Annotated in this window: 22 protein-coding genes; 15 read left to right on the top strand and 7 right to left on the bottom strand. The window is 66.1% G+C overall.

The genetic code is table 11. The features are described from left to right. Positions 1-14: 14 nt before the first annotated feature. The 3 genes from G6N36_RS24345 (at position 15) to G6N36_RS24355 (ending at position 3,328) form a co-directional block, all read left to right on the top strand. Positions 15-827, top strand: a complete 813-nt coding sequence (locus tag G6N36_RS24345; RefSeq protein ID WP_163689331.1) for an acyl-[acyl-carrier-protein] thioesterase — start codon at positions 15-17, stop codon at positions 825-827. A 257-nt stretch (positions 828-1,084) separates the two neighbouring features. Beyond that, positions 1,085-2,371, top strand: coding sequence for an isocitrate lyase (aceA, locus tag G6N36_RS24350; protein WP_083124169.1), 1,287 nt, complete (start codon positions 1,085-1,087; stop codon positions 2,369-2,371). Between the two features lie 102 nt (positions 2,372-2,473). Next, positions 2,474-3,328 carry a 3-hydroxybutyryl-CoA dehydrogenase gene (locus tag G6N36_RS24355; protein WP_163689332.1) on the top strand — a complete coding sequence of 285 codons (855 nt, stop codon included), beginning with the start codon at positions 2,474-2,476 and terminating at the stop codon, positions 3,326-3,328. 119 nt (positions 3,329-3,447) lie between these two features. On the opposite strand, the gene G6N36_RS24360 is transcribed toward G6N36_RS24355, so the two are convergent. Both G6N36_RS24360 and G6N36_RS24365 read right to left on the bottom strand, forming a co-directional pair. Next, positions 3,448-4,311, bottom strand: coding sequence for a polyphosphate kinase 2 family protein (locus tag G6N36_RS24360; RefSeq protein ID WP_163689333.1), 864 nt, complete (start codon positions 4,309-4,311; stop codon positions 3,448-3,450). A gap of 4 nt (positions 4,312-4,315) precedes the next feature. Then, positions 4,316-5,020 carry a TetR/AcrR family transcriptional regulator gene (locus tag G6N36_RS24365; protein ID WP_163689334.1) on the bottom strand — a complete coding sequence of 235 codons (705 nt, stop codon included), beginning with the start codon at positions 5,018-5,020 and terminating at the stop codon, positions 4,316-4,318. A gap of 106 nt (positions 5,021-5,126) precedes the next feature. Here G6N36_RS24365 and G6N36_RS24370 point away from each other — a divergent pair, with 106 nt between their 5' ends. The 9 genes from G6N36_RS24370 to G6N36_RS24410 all read left to right on the top strand — a co-directional run bounded on the left by G6N36_RS24370 (position 5,127) and on the right by G6N36_RS24410 (position 12,958). Beyond that, positions 5,127-6,443, top strand: a complete 1,317-nt coding sequence (locus G6N36_RS24370; RefSeq protein ID WP_163689335.1) for a DUF445 domain-containing protein — start codon at positions 5,127-5,129, stop codon at positions 6,441-6,443. Between the two features lie 91 nt (positions 6,444-6,534). Beyond that, positions 6,535-6,984: a helix-turn-helix domain-containing protein gene (locus G6N36_RS24375; RefSeq protein ID WP_163689336.1), complete on the top strand. Its 450-nt coding sequence runs from the start codon at positions 6,535-6,537 to the stop codon at positions 6,982-6,984. Positions 6,985-7,068: 84 nt separating this feature from the next. Next, entirely contained in the window at positions 7,069-7,707 is a 639-nt protein-coding gene (locus G6N36_RS24380; RefSeq protein ID WP_163689337.1) for a heparin-binding hemagglutinin, read from the top strand. A 73-nt stretch (positions 7,708-7,780) separates the two neighbouring features. After that, positions 7,781-8,077 carry a DUF2516 family protein gene (locus G6N36_RS24385; RefSeq protein ID WP_083124174.1) on the top strand — a complete coding sequence of 99 codons (297 nt, stop codon included), beginning with the start codon at positions 7,781-7,783 and terminating at the stop codon, positions 8,075-8,077. Then, positions 7,995-8,483 carry a DUF2599 domain-containing protein gene (locus G6N36_RS24390; RefSeq protein WP_235690156.1) on the top strand — a complete coding sequence of 163 codons (489 nt, stop codon included), beginning with the start codon at positions 7,995-7,997 and terminating at the stop codon, positions 8,481-8,483. Before G6N36_RS24385 ends, G6N36_RS24390 begins: the two co-directional genes overlap by 83 nt. Then, positions 8,483-9,193, top strand: a complete 711-nt coding sequence (gene deoC, locus G6N36_RS24395) for a deoxyribose-phosphate aldolase (RefSeq protein WP_163689338.1) — start codon at positions 8,483-8,485, stop codon at positions 9,191-9,193. Before G6N36_RS24390 ends, deoC begins: the two co-directional genes overlap by 1 nt. A 96-nt stretch (positions 9,194-9,289) precedes the next feature. After that, positions 9,290-9,565: a hypothetical protein gene (locus tag G6N36_RS24400; protein ID WP_163689339.1), complete on the top strand. Its 276-nt coding sequence runs from the start codon at positions 9,290-9,292 to the stop codon at positions 9,563-9,565. Next, the gene (locus G6N36_RS24405) at positions 9,558-11,165 is read left to right on the top strand and encodes a S53 family peptidase (protein WP_163690873.1); all 1,608 of its coding nucleotides are present in this window, start codon (positions 9,558-9,560) and stop codon (positions 11,163-11,165) included. The genes G6N36_RS24400 and G6N36_RS24405 overlap by 8 nt, the downstream gene beginning before the upstream one ends. After that, positions 11,162-12,958, top strand: coding sequence for an NOB1 family endonuclease (locus tag G6N36_RS24410; RefSeq protein WP_235690157.1), 1,797 nt, complete (start codon positions 11,162-11,164; stop codon positions 12,956-12,958). The genes G6N36_RS24405 and G6N36_RS24410 overlap by 4 nt, the downstream gene beginning before the upstream one ends. Positions 12,959-12,961: 3 nt before the next feature. Here the strand turns inward: G6N36_RS24410 and G6N36_RS24415 are convergent, their stop codons facing one another. From G6N36_RS24415 to G6N36_RS24430, 4 genes are read right to left on the bottom strand one after another with little or no spacing between them, the layout of a single operon-like run. Then, positions 12,962-13,888, bottom strand: coding sequence for an LmeA family phospholipid-binding protein (locus tag G6N36_RS24415; protein WP_163689340.1), 927 nt, complete (start codon positions 13,886-13,888; stop codon positions 12,962-12,964). Between the two features lie 20 nt (positions 13,889-13,908). Further along, complete coding sequence (locus tag G6N36_RS24420; protein ID WP_163689341.1) at positions 13,909-14,709, bottom strand: carbon-nitrogen hydrolase family protein; 801 nt, start codon at positions 14,707-14,709, stop codon at positions 13,909-13,911. Positions 14,710-14,728: 19 nt separating this feature from the next. Beyond that, a complete protein-coding gene (locus tag G6N36_RS24425) occupies positions 14,729-15,520 on the bottom strand; it encodes a class I SAM-dependent methyltransferase (RefSeq protein ID WP_163689342.1) in 792 nt (263 codons plus the stop codon). Between the two features lie 57 nt (positions 15,521-15,577). After that, positions 15,578-16,090 carry a DUF2505 domain-containing protein gene (locus G6N36_RS24430; protein ID WP_163689343.1) on the bottom strand — a complete coding sequence of 171 codons (513 nt, stop codon included), beginning with the start codon at positions 16,088-16,090 and terminating at the stop codon, positions 15,578-15,580. 26 nt (positions 16,091-16,116) lie between these two features. Between G6N36_RS24430 and G6N36_RS24435 the strand changes: the two genes are divergently transcribed. Further along, the gene (locus tag G6N36_RS24435; RefSeq protein ID WP_163689344.1) at positions 16,117-17,172 is read left to right on the top strand and encodes a UDP-N-acetylmuramate dehydrogenase; all 1,056 of its coding nucleotides are present in this window, start codon (positions 16,117-16,119) and stop codon (positions 17,170-17,172) included. A 15-nt stretch (positions 17,173-17,187) separates the two neighbouring features. Then, entirely contained in the window at positions 17,188-18,486 is a 1,299-nt protein-coding gene (locus tag G6N36_RS24440) for a L,D-transpeptidase (RefSeq protein WP_308205921.1), read from the top strand. A 58-nt stretch (positions 18,487-18,544) separates the two neighbouring features. Here G6N36_RS24440 and G6N36_RS24445 read toward each other — a convergent pair whose 3' ends face one another. Beyond that, positions 18,545-19,303: an SDR family oxidoreductase gene (locus G6N36_RS24445; RefSeq protein WP_163689345.1), complete on the bottom strand. Its 759-nt coding sequence runs from the start codon at positions 19,301-19,303 to the stop codon at positions 18,545-18,547. Between the two features lie 172 nt (positions 19,304-19,475). Here G6N36_RS24445 and G6N36_RS24450 point away from each other — a divergent pair, with 172 nt between their 5' ends. Next, positions 19,476-20,750, top strand: a complete 1,275-nt coding sequence (locus G6N36_RS24450) for an ROK family protein (protein ID WP_163689346.1) — start codon at positions 19,476-19,478, stop codon at positions 20,748-20,750. The last annotated feature ends 4 nt before the right edge of the window (positions 20,751-20,754 follow it).

Below are 20,754 nucleotides of genomic sequence, written 5' to 3' on the forward strand. Positions count from 1 at the left end.
CAGGATCGTTGGTCATGGGAGGCGAGCCGACTGCCGGTCTGGCGAAGGTGATGATGCCGGTGCCCGATCCGCACCCCGATGTGTTCGACATCGAATGGCCTCTGCGCGTCGCCGACGTCGATCGCGCCGGCCGGCTCAAATTCGACGCCGCCACCAGGCACATCCAGGACATCGGCTCCGATCAGCTGCGCGAGATGGGTTACGAGGAGACCCACCCGCTGTGGATCGTCCGTCGCACGATGGTCGACTTGATCAGGCCCATCGAGTTCAAGGACATGTTGCGGCTGCGCCGCTGGTGCTCGGGCACCTCCAACCGGTGGTGCGAGATGCGGGTCCGCATAGACGGGCGCAAGGGAGGCCTCATCGAATCGGAGGCGTTCTGGATCAACATCAACCAGGAGACGCAGGGGCCGGCCCGCATCTCCGACGACTTCCTCGAAGGCCTGCAGCGCACCACCGATATCAATCGGCTGCGGTGGAAGGCCTACCTGAAGGCCGGCAGCCGCGAGGACGCGGACGAGATCCGCGACTATCCGGTTCGCGTCAGCGACATCGACATCTTCGACCACATGAACAACTCGGTGTACTGGTCGGTGGTGGAGGACTATCTGTTCAAGGCACCCGAGCTTTTGCGGGCACCCTTGCGGGTGACGATCGAGCACGACGCCCCGGTGGGACTGGGCGACAAGCTCGAGATCATCACCCACGTCCATCGGCCCGGCACGACCGACAAATTCGGCGCCGAACTGGCGGATCGCACTGTTACAACGCTCACATATGCCGTCGGCGACGAGACCAAAGCCGTCGCATCGATCTTCGCGCTCTGACGCCCTCTCCCTAACAGTACGACCGTACTGACGTGCGCAAATCGGTTACCGGCAAGTAGCTTCTGAACCGTTTCAGGGAATTGCTACCTTCGCAACCTTTGCAACATGGCTGGGCGACTTGGCGAAAATTGGCAATCAAAACGAGTGGACCTGCACGTATGGCGTGATGCATCCTCGTAACAGCGGAACAGCCAAGTTTGTTGAGTATTAGCAAGCCGAGCTCCGCCGGCTATGCAAAGCGATTCTAAGGAGCAGCCATGTCCACTGTGGGCACGCCGAAGTCACCCGAACAGATCCAGCACGACTGGGATACCAACCCGCGCTGGAAGGGCATCACCCGTACGTACACCCCGGCCGACGTGGTCGCACTGCAGGGTTCCGTCGTCGAGGAGGCCACCCTGGCCCGCCGCGGCGCCGAGGTGCTGTGGAACCAGCTGCACGACATGGAGTTCGTCAACTCGCTCGGCGCGCTGACCGGCAACATGGCCGTCCAGCAGGTGCGTGCCGGCCTGAAGGCCATCTACCTGTCGGGCTGGCAGGTCGCCGGGGACGCGAACCTGTCCGGTCACACCTACCCGGACCAGAGCCTCTACCCGGCCAACTCGGTGCCGCAGGTGATCCGTCGCATCAACAACGCGCTACTGCGCGCCGACGAGATCGCCAAAGTGGAGGGCGACACCTCCGTGGAGAACTGGCTCGCCCCGATCGTCGCCGACGGTGAGGCCGGCTTCGGCGGTGCGCTGAACGTCTACGAGCTGCAGAAGGCGATGATCGCCGCAGGCGTTGCGGGGTCGCACTGGGAAGATCAGCTGGCGTCGGAGAAGAAGTGCGGCCACCTCGGTGGGAAGGTGCTGATCCCCACTCAGCAGCACATCCGCACCCTGACCTCGGCCCGCCTGGCTGCCGACGTCGCCGACGTGCCGACCGTCGTCATCGCACGCACCGATGCCGAGGCCGCCACGCTCATCACCTCCGATGTCGATGAGCGGGACCGCCCATTCATCACCGGCGAGCGGACCAAGGAAGGCTTCTACCGCGTCCGCAATGGTCTCGAGCCGTGCATCGCGCGCGCCAAGGCCTACGCGCCGTTCTCCGACCTGATCTGGATGGAGACCGGCACCCCGGACCTCGAGCTGGCCGCGAAGTTCGCCGAGGGCGTCAAGAGCGAGTTCCCCGACCAAATGCTGGCGTACAACTGCTCGCCGTCGTTCAACTGGAAGAAGCACCTGGACGACGCGACCATCGCGAAGTTCCAGAAGGAGCTCGGCGCGATGGGCTTCAAGTTCCAGTTCATCACGCTGGCCGGCTTCCACGCCCTGAACTACTCGATGTTCGATCTGGCCTACGGCTACGCCCGCAACCAGATGAGCGCCTACGTCGAGCTGCAGGAGCGCGAGTTCGACGCCGAGGAGCGCGGGTACACCGCCACCAAGCACCAGCGTGAGGTCGGTGCCGGCTACTTCGACCGGATCGCCACCACCGTCGACCCGACCAGCTCGACCACCGCGCTCGCGGGTTCGACCGAAGAGGGTCAGTTCCACTGAGCTTGCCGTTGCCATAAGCAGTCGGCTTGACAGCGCAGGCCCCGCCCCGAAACCCTGGGCGGGGCCTGACGCTGTGGTGAGGAGAAATAGAAGTGAGCCGCAATGAGCATTGAACGGGTCGGCGTCATCGGCGCCGGGCAGATGGGTTCGGGAATCGCCGAGGTGTCGGCCAAGGCAGGCGCGGATGTGCTCGTCTTCGAGCCGACCGACGAATTGGTGACGGCGGGAAACCAGAGACTCACCCAGTCGCTGGAACGCGCAGCCGCAAAGGGCAAGCTCAGCGAGGACGATCGCGACGCGGCGCTGGCCCGCCTGAAGTTCACCACCGACCTGGCCGACCTGGCCGACCGTCAGTTGGTCATCGAGGCGGTCGTGGAGGACGAGGCGGTCAAGGGCAAGATCTTCGCCGAGCTCGACAGGGTGATCACCGATCCGGATACGGTACTCGCGTCGAACACGTCGAGCATCCCGATCATGAAAATTGCTGCGGCAACGCAGAATCCGAGCCGGGTGCTGGGTCTGCACTTCTTCAACCCGGTGCCGGTGCTGCCGCTGGTCGAGCTCGTCAGCACGCTTGTCACGTCGCCCGAAGCCGCCGCGCGCACCGAGCAGTTCGCGAGCGAGGTGCTGGGTAAGAAGGTGGTGCGGTGCGGGGATCGGTCGGGCTTCATCGTCAATGCGCTGCTGGTGCCGTATCTGTTGGCAGCCATCAGGATGGCGGAGGCAGGGGTCGCGACCGTCGAGGACATCGATACCGCCGTGGTCGCCGGGCTGTCACATCCGATGGGCCCGCTGCGGCTGTCGGATCTGATCGGGCTCGACACCATGAAGCTCATCGCCGACTCGATGTACGACGAGTACAAGGACGCGAATTACGCTCCGCCGCCGCTGCTCCTGCGCATGGTCGAGGCGGGACAGCTGGGTAAGAAGTCAGGTCGGGGTTTCTACACGTACTGACTGCTCTGCGCTCGGCGGTCGGACCCTAGTCGCAGCAGATAAGTCACTGCGCGAGCGCACACTTGTTATACGCGACGGCCGAGAAGGGTGGTAAACAAGCGTGCTCTCGACGCAGGAGATCAAGCCTCGGCGAGTCGCTTCTTCTCCGCCTCGACATCGAAATCGGCTGGGGGCCAAGATAACTTCATCGACTCGAGCGCCTCGATCAACAGCTCGGTGATCGCCAGCCTGCTGTACCACTTTCGGTCGCACGGAATCACGTGCCATGGTGCGTAATCGGTCGACGTCTTGTCCAGCAGCGCCTGGTACGCCTCCTGGTACAGCGGCCACTTGAGCCGCTCGTCGACATCGGCGGGGTTGTACTTCCAGTACTTGTCCGGACGCTCCAACCGCTCGGCCAGTCGCGCCTTCTGTTCGTCGAGCGAGAGGAACATCGCCACCTTGATCAGCGTCATACCGCCATCGACGAGCGCCTTCTCGAAGGCGTTGATCTCGTCATAGCGCGCCCCCCACACATCGGGCGCGACGAGGTTGTGCACCCGGACGACCAACACGTCCTCGTAGTGGCTGCGGTCGAAGACCCCGATGTGGCCGGCGGTCGGCAGGGCATTGCGAATACGCCACAGATAGTGGTGCGCCAGCTCTTCCTCGGTCGGCTTGCCGAAGCTGGTGTACTGGATGCCCTGCGGGTTACCGCCCCCCACAACATGTTTGACGATTCCGCCCTTACCCGCGGTATCCATGCCCTGTAGCACCAGCAGAATCGAGCGTGTGTCCCCGGAGCGGCTGTTGGCGTACAGCATCTCCTGCAGCTCGGCGAATCGTTCGTTGCGTTCGGCCTGCAGTGCCGGGGCGTCGGCCTTCTTACCCCGAAAGCCCGGTGTCGCACCGGTGTCGATGTCAGCAACCTTGTCACCGTGATGGAACTCGAGATGGTTATGCGGCTCGTGGGTCCACAACGACGGGAGGTGTGACTCGCTCATCAGCTCAGTCAAGCAGTTGGCGGGGCAAAACCGGCGAAGGATGAGGGTCCTGTCTGAATCTCTCCAGCGATCCGCCGACCTCGACGATGCCGCACAGCGCGCTCCACGACAGCATCGTGAGGTAGTCGATCAGCTCGTCGGAAGTCATGCGTGGGTTCGACATCCACGAGTGCGTGGCCAGCTGCACGCCGCCAACGGTGTGATAGGCCCATGGCTCGACGCCTCCGGTGTCCATCCCCGCCTCGGCCATCCGCCGACGCAGCATCACCGCGAGCATGCGAGCGATGATCTGCTCCGAGCGCGCGACGGCTTGGCTCTTGGAGGCCGAGTTGTTCGCCATCACGAATTGGTACGGCTCCGGCTCGGCGGCGACGGTTTCAACGTAGACCCCGATGATTCTGCGCGTCAGTTCGTATCCATCCAGGTTGGATGAGAGAGCCGCAGCCATATTCGGGATCAGTGTGGTCTGCGCGAACCGCATCATCACGGCGGTCGTCAGGTCGTTCTTGTCGACGAAGTAGCGGTAGAGCACCGTCTTGGACACACCGATCTCGGCTGCGATCTCGTCCATGCTGACGTTGCTGCCGCGGCGGCGAATCGCCTCCAGGGTGCCGTCGACCAACTCATTGCGCCGTTCCACCTTGTGCTGGTGCCAGCGCCTCTTGCGTCCATCGGTCTTGATCGCGACGGACGAGATTTGTTCTGCCACGATCGCCGTAATCCCGTTCCCTAGTTCCCCTTGATAGTACGGGCGATCTTGAGTTCGAGCGTTGTCGGCTGGAACCGCCACTCCGCGGGTAGCGGATGATGTAGGTGTGGCACACAGACCGAGCGCCGGCAATCCGGCTCCGCGTAGCTTCGCCGAGTCGCTGGCGGGTGTCGACAGTGGCGCCGATGCCGAGCGCCAACGTGGCCTGCGGCGGATGAAGATCGTCGCGCTGTCGTTTCTCCTCGGCGCCACGGTGATCTTTCTCGTATGCACCTGGGCTCAGTCCCGGGGGGCGGCGCCGTGGGTCGGGTATGTCCGCGCGGCGGCCGAAGCGGGCATGATCGGCGCGCTGGCCGACTGGTTCGCTGTCACCGCGCTGTTCAAGCATCCGCTGGGAATCCCGATCCCGCACACCGCGATCATCAAGCGCAAGAAGGACCAACTCGGCGAGGGGCTGGGGACGTTCGTTCGGGAGAACTTCCTGTCACCCGAGGTCGTGGAGGCCAAACTGCGCGACGCGGAGGTAGCCGGACGCCTTGGCAAGTGGCTCTCCGAGCCGGTGCACGCTCAGCGGGTAGCGGCCGAAACTTCAACGGTGCTGCGGGTTCTGGTGGAGATGCTGCGCGACGAGGACGTCCAGCATGTGTTGGATCGCATGATCATCAAGCGCATCGCCGAGCCGACGTGGGGCCCGCCGATCGGCCGCGTCCTGGCCACCCTGCTGGCCGAGGGCAGGCAGGAGGCATTGATCCAGCTGCTGGCCGACCGGGCCTTCCAGTGGTCGCTCAACGCCGGCGAGATCATCGAGCGCGTCATCGAACGCGACTCACCCACCTGGTCGCCACGCTGGGTGGACCACCTCGTCGGCGATCGCATCCACCGCGAGCTCATGGACTTCACCGACAAGGTGCGCCGAAATCCCGACCACGAACTGCGGCGCTCGGCGACTCGCTTCCTTTTCGAGTTCGCCGACGACCTCCAGCACGACGCGGCCACCATTCAGCGCGCCGAGAACGTCAAGGAACAACTGATGGCCCGCGATGAGGTCGCGCGGGCGGCGGAGACGGCATGGAGTGCTGCCAAGCGGATCATCCTCGAATCGGTCGACGACCCGTCGTCGGCGCTGCGGACCCGCATCACCGACTCGGTCGTGCACATCGGTGAAGCGCTTCGCGACGATGCCGACCTCCGCGACAAGGTCGACCGCTGGATCATCAGGGCGGCTCAGCACCTGGTGTCGGAATATGGGGTGGAGATCACAGCGATCATCACCGAGACCATCGAGCGCTGGGACGCGGACGAAGCCAGTCGTCGCATCGAATTGCATGTGGGTCGTGACCTGCAGTTCATCCGCATCAACGGCACCGTGGTGGGTTCGCTTGCCGGTCTGGTCATCTATTCGATAGCCCAGCTACTCTTCTGACCTGCGCTAACTAGTGCTTGCAAAAGTTAGCACCCCGTCGTACCGTTAGACGTGTCGTTATCGGTTACCCGATGTTCGAAGGGGGTCACGCATGCCGCAGGATGAAAAGATCGCCGCAGTGGTGTCCAACGCTGCACAGGACATCGGCACCTTCATTCGCACGCAGCGCGAGGCCGCCCAGGTATCGGTACGGCAGTTGGCTGAGAAGGCCGGCGTCAGTAATCCCTACCTCAGTCAGATCGAGCGGGGATTGCGGAAACCCTCCGCCGATGTGCTCAACCAGATCGCTAAGGCGCTGCGGGTGTCCGCGGAAGTTCTCTACATAAGGGCGGGAATCCTGGAGCCCAGCGAGAACAACGAAGTCCGCGATGTCATCATCACCGACTCGGCGATCACCGAGCGGCAGAAGCAGGTGCTGCTCGAGATCTACACGTCCTTCGTCCAGCAGAACGAGGCCCAGCACGACGAGGGCCACCAGAACGGGGACCTGCAGATTGAAGCCGCGCGCGTTCAGACCGACGAGGAGCAGACGACTGAATAGAAATTCGCACCGGATTTAGTCCAACCGAACCGTCCGTTTGAAGTTTGAACATCAAATCTCCAGAAAGTGAAAGGAAACACCGACATGGCTAAGAACACCCCGGCCAAGAACAAGAACCAGCCGACCGCTGACGACCTGAAGGCCCCGCTGCTTGCCGCAGTCGGCGCTGCCGATCTGGCCCTCGAGCGCGTCAACGAGATCGTCGCGGCCCTGCGCGAGCGTGCCGAAGATGCGCGCACCGACGCCGGGACCCGCGTGGAAGAGACTCGCGCCCGGGTTACCAAGCTGCAGGAAGAGCTGCCCTCGCAGGTCGGCGATCTGCGTGAGCGCCTGAGCTCCGAGGAGCTGCGCAAGTTCGCCGAGACCTACGCCGAGGCCGCGCAGACCTCCTACAACAAGCTGGTCGAGCGCGGCGAAGCCGCCCTCGAGCGGCTGCGCAGCCAGCCGGCTCTCGAAGAGGCCGCCGGTCGCGTCGAGCGCTACTCGGACCAGGCCGTCGAGCTGACCCAGGAAGCGTTGGGCAACGTCGCCACCCAGACCCGTGCGGTCGGCGAGCGCGCCGCCAAGCTGGTCGGTGTCGAGCTGCCGAAGAAGGCCCAGAAGGGCGCGGCGCCCGCGAAGAGTGCCGCCAAGAAGGTGCCGGCCAAGGCCCCCGCCAAGAAGGCCGCCGCCAAGAAGGCTCCGGCCAAGAAGGCTCCGGCCAAGAAGGTCACGCAGAAGTAGCATTTCGGCACCTGGTCGCCCAGCTGGGCGACCAAGAGTCGACCAGGGGACGTAGCCCGCATACGCTTGGAGCGTGCAGCTCCAAAACTTGGCGGGTTACGTCCTCTTACTGTTGGCGGTCGTCGTACTGGCCTTCACCCTGTATGCCTTCGTGCACGCCGCCATGCAGCGGCCCGACGCGTACACCGCCGCGGGCAAGCTCACCAAGCCTGTCTGGCTTCTGATCATCGGCGGTGCAGGCGCCTTCGCCCTGCTCACGAGCCTCGCCGGAGTCTCCGTTTTCGCGATTGCAATCGCTGCTGTCGCGACCGGTATCTACCTCGTCGACGTGCGGCCGAAGATCCTGGAAATTCAAGGGAAGTCCCGTTAACCGGCGCTTCGTCGCGGCGGCGGTCGCGACGGTTCTCGTACCCCTCACCTTCGCGCCCCCCGCCGCGGCCGATCAGGCGCCAACGCCGCCCTACGTCGACCACGTCGAATGGGCGAAGTTCGGTGACCTCTCGAGTCTGCGGGTCTATCCAACCGCGGCGGGGCGGCAGGCGTCGCTGGTCGCGACCGTCGACACCGAGGCCGCCGCATGGCAGGAGGTGCTGGCCCTGTCGCCCGACGCTGCGATGCCCGGAATGTACGAACAGTTCGTTTGCCACTGGGAGTTGGCCGAACTCGGCCGCCCCGGGAAGACCAGTTGGAATCTCGAGCCGTGGCGGCCCGAGGTCGATGACGGCACGTTGATCGCGACGGGCTGTAATCCCGGCGGGACCGAGGAACCGTTTTAGTGCGCGACTACTGCCGCGATGACGTGGCTGCGCTGATCGACCACACTCTGCTCAAACCCGAAGCCACCGAACACGACGTTGCGCGACTGGTCGAGGAAGCGACGGAACTCGGGGTGTACGCGATCTGTGTGTCACCTTCGATGGTCGCCATCGCAGAGCGAGCGGGCGCGGGAGCCAAGCCCATCGCTGCGGTCGTCGGATTCCCTTCGGGCAAGCATCTTTCGGCAATCAAGGCCGAGGAGGCGCGCGTTGCGGTATCCGATGGGGCCGCTGAGATCGACATGGTGATCGACATCGGCGCCGCGGTGTCCGGCGACTTCACCGCCGTAGGGGCCGACGTCGCCGCGGTCCGGTCGGCGATCGGTGGCGACGTCATCCTGAAGGTGATCGTGGAGTCGGCGGCGTTGCTCAGCATCGCCGGAGAGGATGCGCTGGTGTCGGCGTGCAGGACCGCCGCGGATGCCGGCACCGACTTCGTGAAGACCTCCACCGGGTTCCATCCGGCGGGGGGCGCATCGGTGCGCGCGGTGGCGCTCATGCGCGAGGCTGTCGGCCCTAGCGTGCAGGTCAAGGCCAGTGGCGGTATACGTACGACGGCCGATGCGGTGTCGATGCTCGACGCCGGCGCGACCCGGCTGGGACTGTCTGGGACCCGGTCGGTGCTGGACGGCTTGAAGGGGGCGGACCGCGTTATTGACGCAAACAACTAATATTTGCTGAGTTCGAACGACGAGTGTGCCGAAAGTGTGCGAAGATCTAGATCAAGCTCACCTATTCCGCAGGTGATAATCCGATAGGATGGAAAGATGACGACCGACAATCGTTTGCTTCGTCGAGTTTCAGCAGTTGCGGGCATTGGGGCTATCGCCGCAATGGGCTTCTTCACCGCATCGTGCGCCCAGGAAGAGGAAGAGGCGCCCGAGACCACGACGACGACCACAACCACCACGTCCCCGACATCCGCCGCGCCGGTCGAGCCGACCGAGAAGGCCCCCCGGCTCGAGCCGGGCGGACCGAACCCGTTCTCGCCGACCGTCGTTGCGCCGCCGGCACCGGAGGCCACGCCTGGCCGCCATCGCTAAACGGCGACTCCGGGTTCAGGCCAGGCTCTCGGCACTCGTCGCCGCAGCGGCGCTGACCGCCACCAGCTTCAGCGCCGCTTGCGCGCGGCAATCTCCCGACCTGATCACGGGTCCCTACGCAGCACTGCTGGCGAGTTCGGCCGACCTCGGCCCGTCGCGTTCTGCTGACACTCAACTGACTGTCACGCTCGCAGACCCGTCGCAGGCGCAGACACTTACCCGATGGGCCGGTGATCGAGGCCTTTGGGTACGTACCCGCCCCGGTGACGGCTGGGCCATTGTCGAGGGTCCAGCCGCTCAGTTGGCACGGGCATTCGACGTACCCATCCATGACTACCGCGGCCGCAAGGGCCAGGTGTTCTACGCGTCCACTCAACAACCGTCGATACCATCACCACTGCGTGGCGTGGTGGCGGGGGTGGGCCGGATCAACAGCTACACCCCGCACAACATGAAGCGCCCCGGGTTCCTGCCCCTTGATGTGCGGTGGGGTGGGCTAACCCCCGACGGCCTGCTGCAGGTGTACAACGCCGACCCGCTGGCAGCGCAGGGCATCACCGGTAAAGGCCAGACGATCGTGTTCTTCGCGTTCGACAGCGCCGACCAGGAGGACTTGGACCTCTTCGCCGACACCTCCGACCTACCCCGCTTCACCCCGGTGGTCGTCGGCGGCAAACCCGAGGAACAGCACGGCGAAACGGCGATGGATCTTCAAGTGGCACATGCGATCGCGCCGGATGCCCGGCTCGTCGTGGTCAACGCTCGGCCCACGGTCCAGGGCGACGGCGCCTTCGAGAAGATCGGCAAGATGTTCGAAGAGGCCGACCGCCAGTTCCCCGGAGCGGTGTGGAGCCTGTCCATCGGATGGGGTTGCGACAAGCTGGTGACCGCGGCGGATCTGGCGCCGGTGGCGGCGGCGCTCGAAAGGGCGCAGCGTCGTGGCACCACCGCGTTCGACGCGAGCGGCGACAACGCAGGCCTCGAGTGCAAAGCGAGCGACGCATGGTCGGCCCCACCGGGTCCCGATGACATCGGCGTGGACGCGGTCTCGTCGATACCGGCGATGACGACGGTCGGCGGCACGACGTTGTCGACGAGCCCTCGCGGCGAGTGGGTGGGCGAACGCCCATGGGTGGATTCACCGCTGTCGCAAGGCTCGACCGGGGGTGTGTCGGTGCTGTTCGAGCGCCCGCAATGGCAGCGCCAGTTGCGCATCGAGCAGGACACCCAGCGTCGCCGCCTCGTGCCCGATGTCGCGGCGGTCGGGGATCCCTTCACCGGGGTCAGGTTCATCTACAAGCAGACCGAGGTGCTCGGCGGCGGCACGTCGCAGTCGGCGCCGATCTGGGCCGCGATGACCGCGCTGATGAACCAGTACCTCGTCGAGCACGGCGGCCATCAGATCGGGAACGCGAACCCGCTGCTGTACCGCGTGGCCGCCGGTTCTTATCTACCGGGATTCCGTAACGTGGGCCGCGGCGGGAACGCGGTCTACTACTCGAACCCCGGCTACGACCTGGTGACCGGATTGGGTAGCCCGAACATCGACAACCTCGCCCGCAATATCCTCGGACTCCAGAAGGGGGTGGCGCCTCGGTGAGCAGCCCAGGTGGCTCGTCCACCATGGTCTGTCGGGCGTGCGAAACCGAAGTACCCGACGCGGGTTTCTGCGGCCGTTGCGGCGCGAATCAGGCCGGCGGACAGGGGCGTCTGCGCCTCGGCGCGTACGCGGTCGCCCCGAACGAACACACGCTGCTGCCGTACTTCGTCACCTCGCTTTTTCCTCAGCTGTCGCAGCGGTCGCACATTGTCTTTCGGGTGGGGCTGGCGGTGCCGCTCCTCGGGGTGATCGGTTTCGCGTTGCTGCGGTGGCAGGCACCGCTGATCACGGTGGGCGCCCTCGGGCTGCTGATCCTGTTCGTGCTGTTTCTGCGCGAGTCCGACGTCGACGACGACCTGCCGCGCGGCTTGTTGACGCTGACCGCCGCGATGGGAATCGTCCTGGGTAGCGGTTGCGCCTTCGCCGTCAACGCGTTCGTCCCAGACGACTACGTCTTGACGCTGGGAAGCGACTACACCTCACAGACGCTGTTGGACAAGGTGCTCGTGATCGTGAGACCGGTGTTTTACGCCCTGCTGATGCTGATTCCGACGGTGGTGATCCGGCTGATCCGACGGGGACCGCGGGAGTCGTTGGACGGCTACGTCATCGGGGCACTCGGATCGATCAGTTTCACCTCGGCGGCGACGCTGACATTGCTCGGTCCTCAGTTCGAGACGGGCATCAGAGCGAGCGACCGAGCGGTCGACACCTTGGTCGTGCAGGCCGGGATCCAGCTCATCGCCGTTCCGTTGACGGCGGCGATGCTCGGCGGGTTGTTCGGGATGGCAATGTGGTTCGGTCGTCGGACCCTCATCGCGATCAGCGTGCTGGTGATCCTCGGCGTGTACGCCCTGTTCGGCCTGATGGATCTCGAGACGATTCCGATTTTCGTGGAGTTGCTGCTCTACCTTTTCATCGCGCTGTTCGCCGTGATCGCGCTCAGGCTCGGCGTTCAGTTCGTTCTGATGACCAAGGACCCGGAGGCCCACAGCGGGTATCTGCGCTGCTTTCACTGTCACCGCGTCGAACCCGAGACGCCGTTCTGCCCCAATTGCGGGGTCGCCACGCACGCGGCATCGCGGTCGTCGCGCGATGTTCGACGCACCGCAGCCGATGTCGAGACCGCGCCGGTGCGTCGTCCGGGCCATGCCCGCCTGATGACGGCGCTGGCCATCGGCACAACCGTCGCCGCGGCTGCGGGCATCGCCGCCGCAGTGGCGTTGACGCCCCCGGTGGTCGCCTACCAATGCCCGCCCGATTGCGGACGTCCGCCGATCTACGAACCGATCGAATCGTATCCGCGCTACGTCTCCGAGGACGGCGAGTTCTCGGTGCAGTACCCCGGGCCGGGAACCGCTTACGTGGCAACCCTGCAGCCCGACGGCGTCGAATTGAAATTCACCGGCGGCGACACCGGCACCATGGAATTGTTCGGGCAGCCCGCCGAGGGATGGACAGCGAAAGAGATTACGGAAAGCCTTGTTGCCGAGCACTTTCCGAACGCGACCGTCGACTACCAGATCCCGAACGCCATGGTCGGCTACGAGCCCGGCTACGGCGTCGTCTACGACGAGTATCCGCAGGACACCCGCGGTTCGTATACCCGGCTGCGGCTCCTCGTCATGGTCGCGGTCAAGAACGACTACGCGTTGGCTGCCGCCGCGATCGGACCGTACCGCGAGTTCACCCGGGACGACGGACCAGGCCACCCATCCGCGGCCAATCTGCAACTTGCCATGGACATGGGCAAGTACGTCAACAGTTTTCGGTGGACAGAGCAGAAGGACTGACCGTCAGATGTTCGAGAAGCAGGAGTCTTGCTCGCTCCTGGGAATCGTCGCGTTCCGGGTCGAGAACTGGGTCTCGACGCCCGCGTCCGTCACCTTCACCGAGTCGGCCTTGATGTCCATCGGCAACTCCCGCTCCAACTGGGCGGTGAGCGTGTCGAGTGCGGGCTGAATCGTCTCCCGCGGCAACGTGAAACCGAGTCCGGTCAGCTCCGTCACCTCCAGCGTGAGAGCGCCGTTCTTGACGGTCGGCTTGGTGACGATGCTGCCGAGCGCCGCCTCCAACTCGACCGTGCCATCGGACGGGTTGGTCGTGACGCCGGAGATCAACGATCCGACAAGCGGAATGGCGTCCTGAATGGACTGTGACATGCCGGCCGATGTCCAGTCGATCTTCGCGACGAGCGACCCGATCGTGCCGCCGCCACCGGAGCCGGCGTCTTCATTCAGGTTGACGTTGTCGACGGTCACGTCGGCTTTCATGCCCTGCAAACTGCCGATCTGATTGCCGGCGGTTTCAATGTGCAGGCTCGAGTAGTGCCTGGACATGTGCTGCATCAGGAAGGGCGGCATGAAGGCGAAGGACACCTCGGCCTTGTCCTCGACAAGACATTCGACGGCGGAGGCGACCCTGGTCTCGCCTTCATTGCGGGCGTACAGCTCGACGCCGATCAGCGCTGCTGCGACCACTGCGACGACGATGACCAGCGTCAGAACGATGGACAGCGGGTCGCGAAGGAAGCCCTTCGACCGCTTCGCGGGGGTGGGCTCCTCCTGCTGCGGCGCCGACGTCTGCGGTCCGGGCCCCTGGGGTGGCGGCGCGGAGTAACCCGGCGGCGGCCCCTGGGGCGGGTGTTGCGGGTAGTCCTGGCGGCCCTGCGGGTATTGGGGCGGTCCCTGCGGCTGGTTGCGGCGGTCCCAAGGGTCTGTCATCTCCGCGATTCTGCCTTACGTCACAGGTGGTCCGTGCGGTTGTGCATCACCGCGATGGTTTCGCGGACCTTCCGGGCCGCATCGAGGTCGATATCGGTGACGAGCAGAGCCGGATCGTCGCCCGCCGATGCGACCACCTCGCCCACCGGAGACGCGACGACGCTGCCGCCCACCCCGGTGGGTCCCAGTGCCGCGATTTCGTCGCCCGGATAGGCCTGATCGACTGCGGCGACGAAACCCGTCGTGTCGATCGCGCGGGCGCGGGCCAGTAGCGTCCACTGGTCGAGCTTGCCGGCACCGGTGCCCCACGATGCGTGGACCGTGATGAGTTGTGCTCCGCGGCGGGCCAATTCGATGTACAGCTCGGGGAAGCGGACGTCGTAGCAGAGCGTCAGGCCGACGGTGATCCCGTCGACAGTGATCACCACGGGCTCGCGGCCCGGCGCCACGGTATTCGACTCGGTGAACCCGAACGCGTCGTACAGATGGATCTTGTCGTAGTGGGCGTCGACTCCCGGTCCCGTCGCGATCAGGGTGTTGGTCACCCGCGTCCGCCCATCCAGTGAGTCGGCGGGAACGAACATGCCGGCGACGACGACGATGCCTGCGCGCTCGGCGATCTGCCGCACTCCCGTCGCCCATGGGCCGTCGAGCGGTTCGGCGATCGAGGCCAGCGAAGCGCCGAACCGGCACATCGTCGCCTCCGGGAACAACACCAGCCGCGCACCGGCGTCGGCTGCGCGTCGGGTGTAGTCCTCGACCAGGGCGAGGTTGGCCGCGGGGTCGGTGCCGCTGCGGATCTGTGCCAGGGCCACGCGCATGGTCACCAGCGTAGGACGTTCAGGGGAGGGGGTTGGGCGCCACGGCCTGCCACGGCACCGTGAGCACGCCGTCGCGCATCCGTCGTCGCGGCGGGTCGACCTGGAAGCCGCTGTTGCGCAGAAGATCCAGCATTGCCCGCCAGCGCACCCTCGGGCCGAAGACACCGTGGCCCGCGGCGCTGGCCCACGCGCGATCGGCCGCCGCGAACAAAGCATGGATCGGCTGACCGTCGACGTTGTGATGGATCAGCACCTTGGGCAGCCGGACGGCGAGGTCGGACGGGCGCTCGATGGCGAACGGATCGCAGGCCAGCGTGAGGCTCAGCGGACCGTCGGCGTCGAGCAGCACCCAACAGCAGAGTCTGCCGAGTTCATCGCACGTGCCGTCGACGATCAGACCGCCGGGGGCCAACTGGGCTTGCATGGTCGACCACGCCTCGGCCACCGCGTCGACGGGATATTGACGCAGCACGTTGAATGCGCGCACCAGGGCGGGGCGCCGGCCCGCCAATTCGAAACCGCCGAGGGCGAATTCAACGGTGTCGCCGACGGCGGCTCGTGCCGACGCGACTCGCTCGGGGTGGATTTCGAGGCCGATGACCCGAACGTCGTTGCGCACCATCCGCAATCGCTCGGCCAGTTCGAGAGTCGTCACCGGCAGCGCACCGTAGCCGAGGTCGATGACCAACGGGTCGGACGCGGACAGCAGTGCGGCGCGCACCCGTCGCGAATGCACCAGCCAGCGATCGCTGCGCCGTAGCCGGTTATAGCCGGTGGTGCCGCGCGTGAGCTGTCCGATCGGGGCAGCCATGAATTCAAGCTTAAGCCGGTGGGTGCCTCGAGCCCCGCACCACGCCGCAGGCGCCACCTACGTGTTCTCGGCGATCCACACCGTGGTGAAGCGCTGCTCGTGGATGAGAAGGTCGACGAGTTGACTGCCGATGAAGTTCTCGATCTTGCCGCCGACGAGCGGAATGTTCACCTCGACGGTGGCGCTGAAGTCCAGCCGCGAGCCGGTGCCGGGATTCGCCGGGACCAGGGTCGCGCTGCCACTCAGCTTTGCCGGTGCATCGTGAATTCTGAGTTTGACGGCCGCGGCCGCCTGACCGTCGAGGATCGGCGACCACACCTCTTCGCGAATCACCGTCAGGTCCCCGCGATGGAACTGCTGAACCACACCCGGCAACCGGCTGGCGAGGATCTTCTGCGTGGTCACGATGTCGGCACCGCCGTCGTCGCCGAGGATCAGCCTGTCCAGCGAGTAGCCGTCCGCACCGGACTCCGTCAACCTGGCCATCCAGTACCGCTCTTCACGGAATGCGCGGTGGACCTGTTCGACCGAGCCCTCGTACTCGGTGGCCATGTCGAATGAACGCGGCATAGCTGGCCACGCTACCGTTACCGCCCGTGGTCACCTCGCTCATCGGCGGCGCGTCCGTCTCCGAGGCGGTGCCGTTGGCGCCGCTGACCACCCTGCGCGTGGGACCCGTTGCGCAACGGCTGATCACCTGCGACACCACCCAGAAGGTCGTCGACGTGACGCGCGCGCTCGGCCCCGACAGCGATGCCCTCGTGCTCGCGGGCGGATCCAACGTCGTGCTGGCCGACGACCTCACCGACCTCACCGTCGTCCTGCTCGCCAACACCGAGATCACCGTCGAGGGCAACGTCGTGCGCGCAGAGGCCGGAGCGGCGTGGGACGACGTCGTCGTGACGTCGCTTGCACACGGGCTGGGCGGGCTGGAATGCCTGTCCGGTATCCCCGGTTCCGCCGGTGCCACGCCTGTTCAGAACGTCGGCGCATACGGTGCCGAGGTCGCCGACACGATCAGTCGGGTGCGGCTGCTCGACCGCCGTACGGGGGAGGACTCCTGGGTCGCACCGTCGACGCTGCAGTTCGGCTACCGCACCAGCGTCCTCAAGCATTCCGGCGCCTCGATCGTGCTCGAGGTGGAGTTCGAATTGCGGCCCGACGGGCTCAGCGTACCGATACGTTACGGTGAGCTCGCCAATACCCTTGGTGCAGAACCGAATTCGCGGATCGACGCCGCCCGTGTGCGGGACGCGGTGCTGGCGTTGCGGGCCGGCAAGGGCATGGTGCTCGACGAGGCCGATCACGACACCTGGAGCGTCGGCTCGTTCTTCACCAACCCCGTCGTCGACCAAGAAGTCTTCGAGCGGCTCAGGGGCAGCGTCGACGGAGTCGTGCCCAACTATCCGGCCCCCGACGGCGTCAAGCTGGCCGCGGGATGGCTTGTCGAGCGTGCGGGCTTCGCCAAGGGCTTTCCGGGCAACGACGCTGTCGCGCGGCTGTCGACCAAGCATGCGCTGGCTGTGACCAATCGGGGCACAGCGACGTCATCTGATGTGATTGCGCTGGCCAGGACGGTACGCGACGGTGTCAGAACGACATTCGGGATCGAACTCACACCCGAACCAATTCTGATCGGCGCCGCTCTCTAGGTACCCTGGGTCCACGTGAGCCCAGCCGATGCCGAGCACTTGATGCCGGCGATATCCAGGCGACGCGCCTTGACGGCGCTGGCGGTCGGCGTCATTGCGCCGGGCGCTCTGGCGGCCTGCTCCAAGGGGTCCCTGCCGTCAGCCGGCGAGGCGGTTGCGCCGCCCGCGCCGTCGCTGAAATTCCAACCCGCCGACGCCACCGCTGACGTGGTGCCGACCGCGCCCATCGGGATCGAGGTCCGTGACGGCTGGTTCCAGCGGGTCGCGCTGACGAATCCCGACGGCAAGGCCGTCGCGGGTGCGCTCAACCGCGATCGCACCGCCTTCGACATCACCGAACCGCTCGGCTACGGCGTCGAGTACACGTGGAGTGGCTCGGTGGTCGGCCGTGACGGCAACGCGCAACCCGTCGCAGGCAGCTTCACCACCGTCAACCCCAGCTCTCAGGTCAGCGGCCGGTTCCAGCTCGCCGACGGTCAAGTCGTCGGCGTCGCGGCGCCGATCATCATCCAGTTCGACGCGTCGATCAGCGACAAGGCGTCCGTCGAGAAGGCGGTCAAGGTCACCACCGAACCGGCCGTCGAGGGCAGCTGGGCATGGCTGCCCGACGAGGTCGGCGGCTCGCGCATGCACTGGCGTACCAAGGATTACTACCCGGCGGGCACGAAGGTCCACGTCGGCGCAAAGCTCTACGGGGTTCCGTTCGGCGACGGTGCGTTCGGGGCGGCGGATTCGACGCTGACGTTCGAGATCGGCCGCCGTCAGGTGGTCAAGGCCGAGGCGTCGTCGCACCGCATCCAGGTGCTCGACGCCGGCGGAGCGGTCATCATGGACTTCCCGTGCAGCTACGGCGAGGGCGACCTGGATCGCAACGTGACGCGCAGCGGCGTGCACGTCGTCACCGAGAAGTACGAAGACTTCTATATGACCAACCCCGCAGCCGGATACGCCAACGTCCGCGAGCGGTTCGCCGTTCGGATCTCGAACAACGGCGAGTTCATCCATGCCAACCCGGCCAGCCTCGGTTCGCAGGGCAACTCGAACGTCACCAACGGCTGTATCAACCTGTCCGAGTCCGACGCACAGCAGTACTTCAACAGTGCGATCTACGGCGATCCGGTCGAGGTCACCGGGACGCGAATCCAGCTGTCCTACGCCGACGGCGACATCTGGGACTGGGCGGTCTCGTGGGACGAGTGGACGTCAATGTCCGCGCTGTCGGACCAGGCTTCACCCGCGGGGATGCCCAGCACCGCTCCGGCCACGCCGTCGGGTGCACCGCAGCCCGCCGGCGCAGGCCGCCCCGGCGGCTAGGTCGCTGCGATTTCGGTGCGCTAACGATCGCTGAGCGACTGTCTGGGCACCGAAATCCTTAGCTCTGGCGGTTGAAGCGAGATCCACTCGCCCCGCTGACCTGGTCCCGCGGGCGCACCACGATCAGATCCAGGTCGACGTGCGACGGGCGGCTGGCGACGAACCCGATCACCTCGGCGATGTCCTCGGCCACCAGCGGTGTGACGCCTTCGTAGACCTTGGCGGCGCGCTCCTCGTCGCCGTCGAATCGGCGCAGTGAAAAGTCGGTTTTCACCATGCCCGGCGCAACTTCGGTGAGCCGCACCGGCTTTCCGAGCAACTCGCTGCGCAGCGTGCGATGCAGGACGCCCTGGGCGTGTTTGGCCGAGGTGTAGCCACCGCCGTTGTCGTAAATCTCGACAGCCGCGATCGAGGTGACCGTGACGATCAGCCCGTCGCCGGAGTCGATCAGCTTGGGCAGCAGCGCCCGGGTGACCCGCAGGGTGCCAAGAACGTTGGCCTCCCACATCCACCGCCAATGCTCGATGTCGGCCTCTGCCACCGGCTCGAGTCCGCGCGCACCGCCGGCGTTGTTCACCAGCACATCGACCCTGTTCAGGCTGTCGGCCAGGGCGTTGACGGCGTCGGGATCGGTGACGTCGGTCACAATCGCGGTTCCACCGATCTCGTCGGCCAGGGCTTGTATCGGCTCGGCGCGCCGGGCTGCGCAAACCACGTGAAAGCCAAGGGCGGCAAGGGTTTTCGCGGTCGCTGCACCGATACCGGCGCTGGCGCCGGTCACCACCGCGACCCGCCTGTCGGTCTCTGGTGTCGTCATGGGCCCAACTTTAGTTGGCGTGCTAAATTCGTCGCGTGTCCAGGAGTCAGGCTGCCCGCATCACGCGGCACTGTTGTTGTTGCGCACTTCGCCGCTCCTGATTCCGCTGTCCTGATGACAGTCCCCGGGTGTGGCACCGACCCCCCGGCCGACTTCACCAAAGGACACTCCCGTGCGCACCGCATCTCCCACTCTCCATAAGCCGCCCGCTCACGCCAAGCGCGCTCTCCTTGCACGTCACCACGTCGTGGCGCCCTCGCTACGGGTAGCCGAGGCGGCCGCGGGCTCCGTGTTCAGCGCTGCGCGCCTGCGCGGCCCGATCGCGCGTGACGTCATCGCGCAGGTCACCGGGCTCAGCATCGCGACGGTCAACCGTCAGGTGACGGCGCTGCTCGATGCGGGAGTCCTGAGGGAGCGCGCCGACCTGGCCGTCTCCGGCGCCATCGGCAGGCCGCGAGTTCCGGTCGAGGTCAATCACGAGCCCTATCTGACGTTGGGCGTCCACATCGGTGCGCGCACCACCAGCATCGTGGCCACCGATCTGTTCGGCCGGACGCTCGACGTCGTCGAGACGGCGACGCCGCGCGCCCCGCAGGCCGCCGCCCTGGCCTCGTTGGCCGCCAGCGCCCGCCGCTACCTCAGCCGTTGGCACCGCCGCCGCGCTCTGTGGGTCGGCGTGGCCGCGGGTGGCGTCGTAGACAGTGCGACGGGGTACCTCGATCATCCGCGGCTGGGCTGGTCGGAGGCTCCCGTCGGGCCGGTGCTCGCCGAAGCGCTCGGTCTGCCGGTGTCGGTCGCCTCCCATGTCGACGCGATGGCCGGTGCGGAACTTCTGCTCGGGGGTCGTCGGCTGCCGGCGTCCGAGAGCGCGGGCACAAGCCTCTACGTCTACGCCCGCGAGACCGTCGGCTACGCGCTGTCCATCGGCGGACGGGTGCATTCACCGAGCAGCGGACCGGGCACCATCGCCGCACTGCCCGCGGACTCGGAGCTGCTGGGCGGCACCGGCCAGCTGGAGTCCACCGTGAGCGACGAAGCCGTGCTGATCGCCGCCCGCAAGGCCCGCATCATCAGCGGCGACGGTCCGGCCTCGACGATGCAGGCGGTGCTGCGGGCCGCCCGGCAGGGCAATGCGCGGGCGCAGGGCCTGCTCGCCGAGCGGGCCAGGGTGCTGGGCCAGGCTGTCGCATTGCTGCGCGACATGCTCAACCCCGACGACCTCGTGGTCGGCGGTCAGGCCTTCACCGAGTATCCGGAGGGCATGGAATGGGTCGAGGCGGCGTACACGCAACGCTCGGTCATGCCACCGCGTCAGATCCGGGTCACGGCGTTCGGTAATCGGGTGCAGGAGGCCGGCGCCGGCGTGGTGTCCCTCGTCGGGCTTTACGCCGACCCCATCGGAGCGATGAAGCGGGTGCTGAACCGGCGCCCCGAGGTGAGTGCGTAGCGGG

Origin of the sequence: Mycolicibacterium gadium (assembly GCF_010728925.1) — a bacterium.
GTDB lineage: Bacteria > Actinomycetota > Actinomycetes > Mycobacteriales > Mycobacteriaceae > Mycobacterium > Mycobacterium gadium.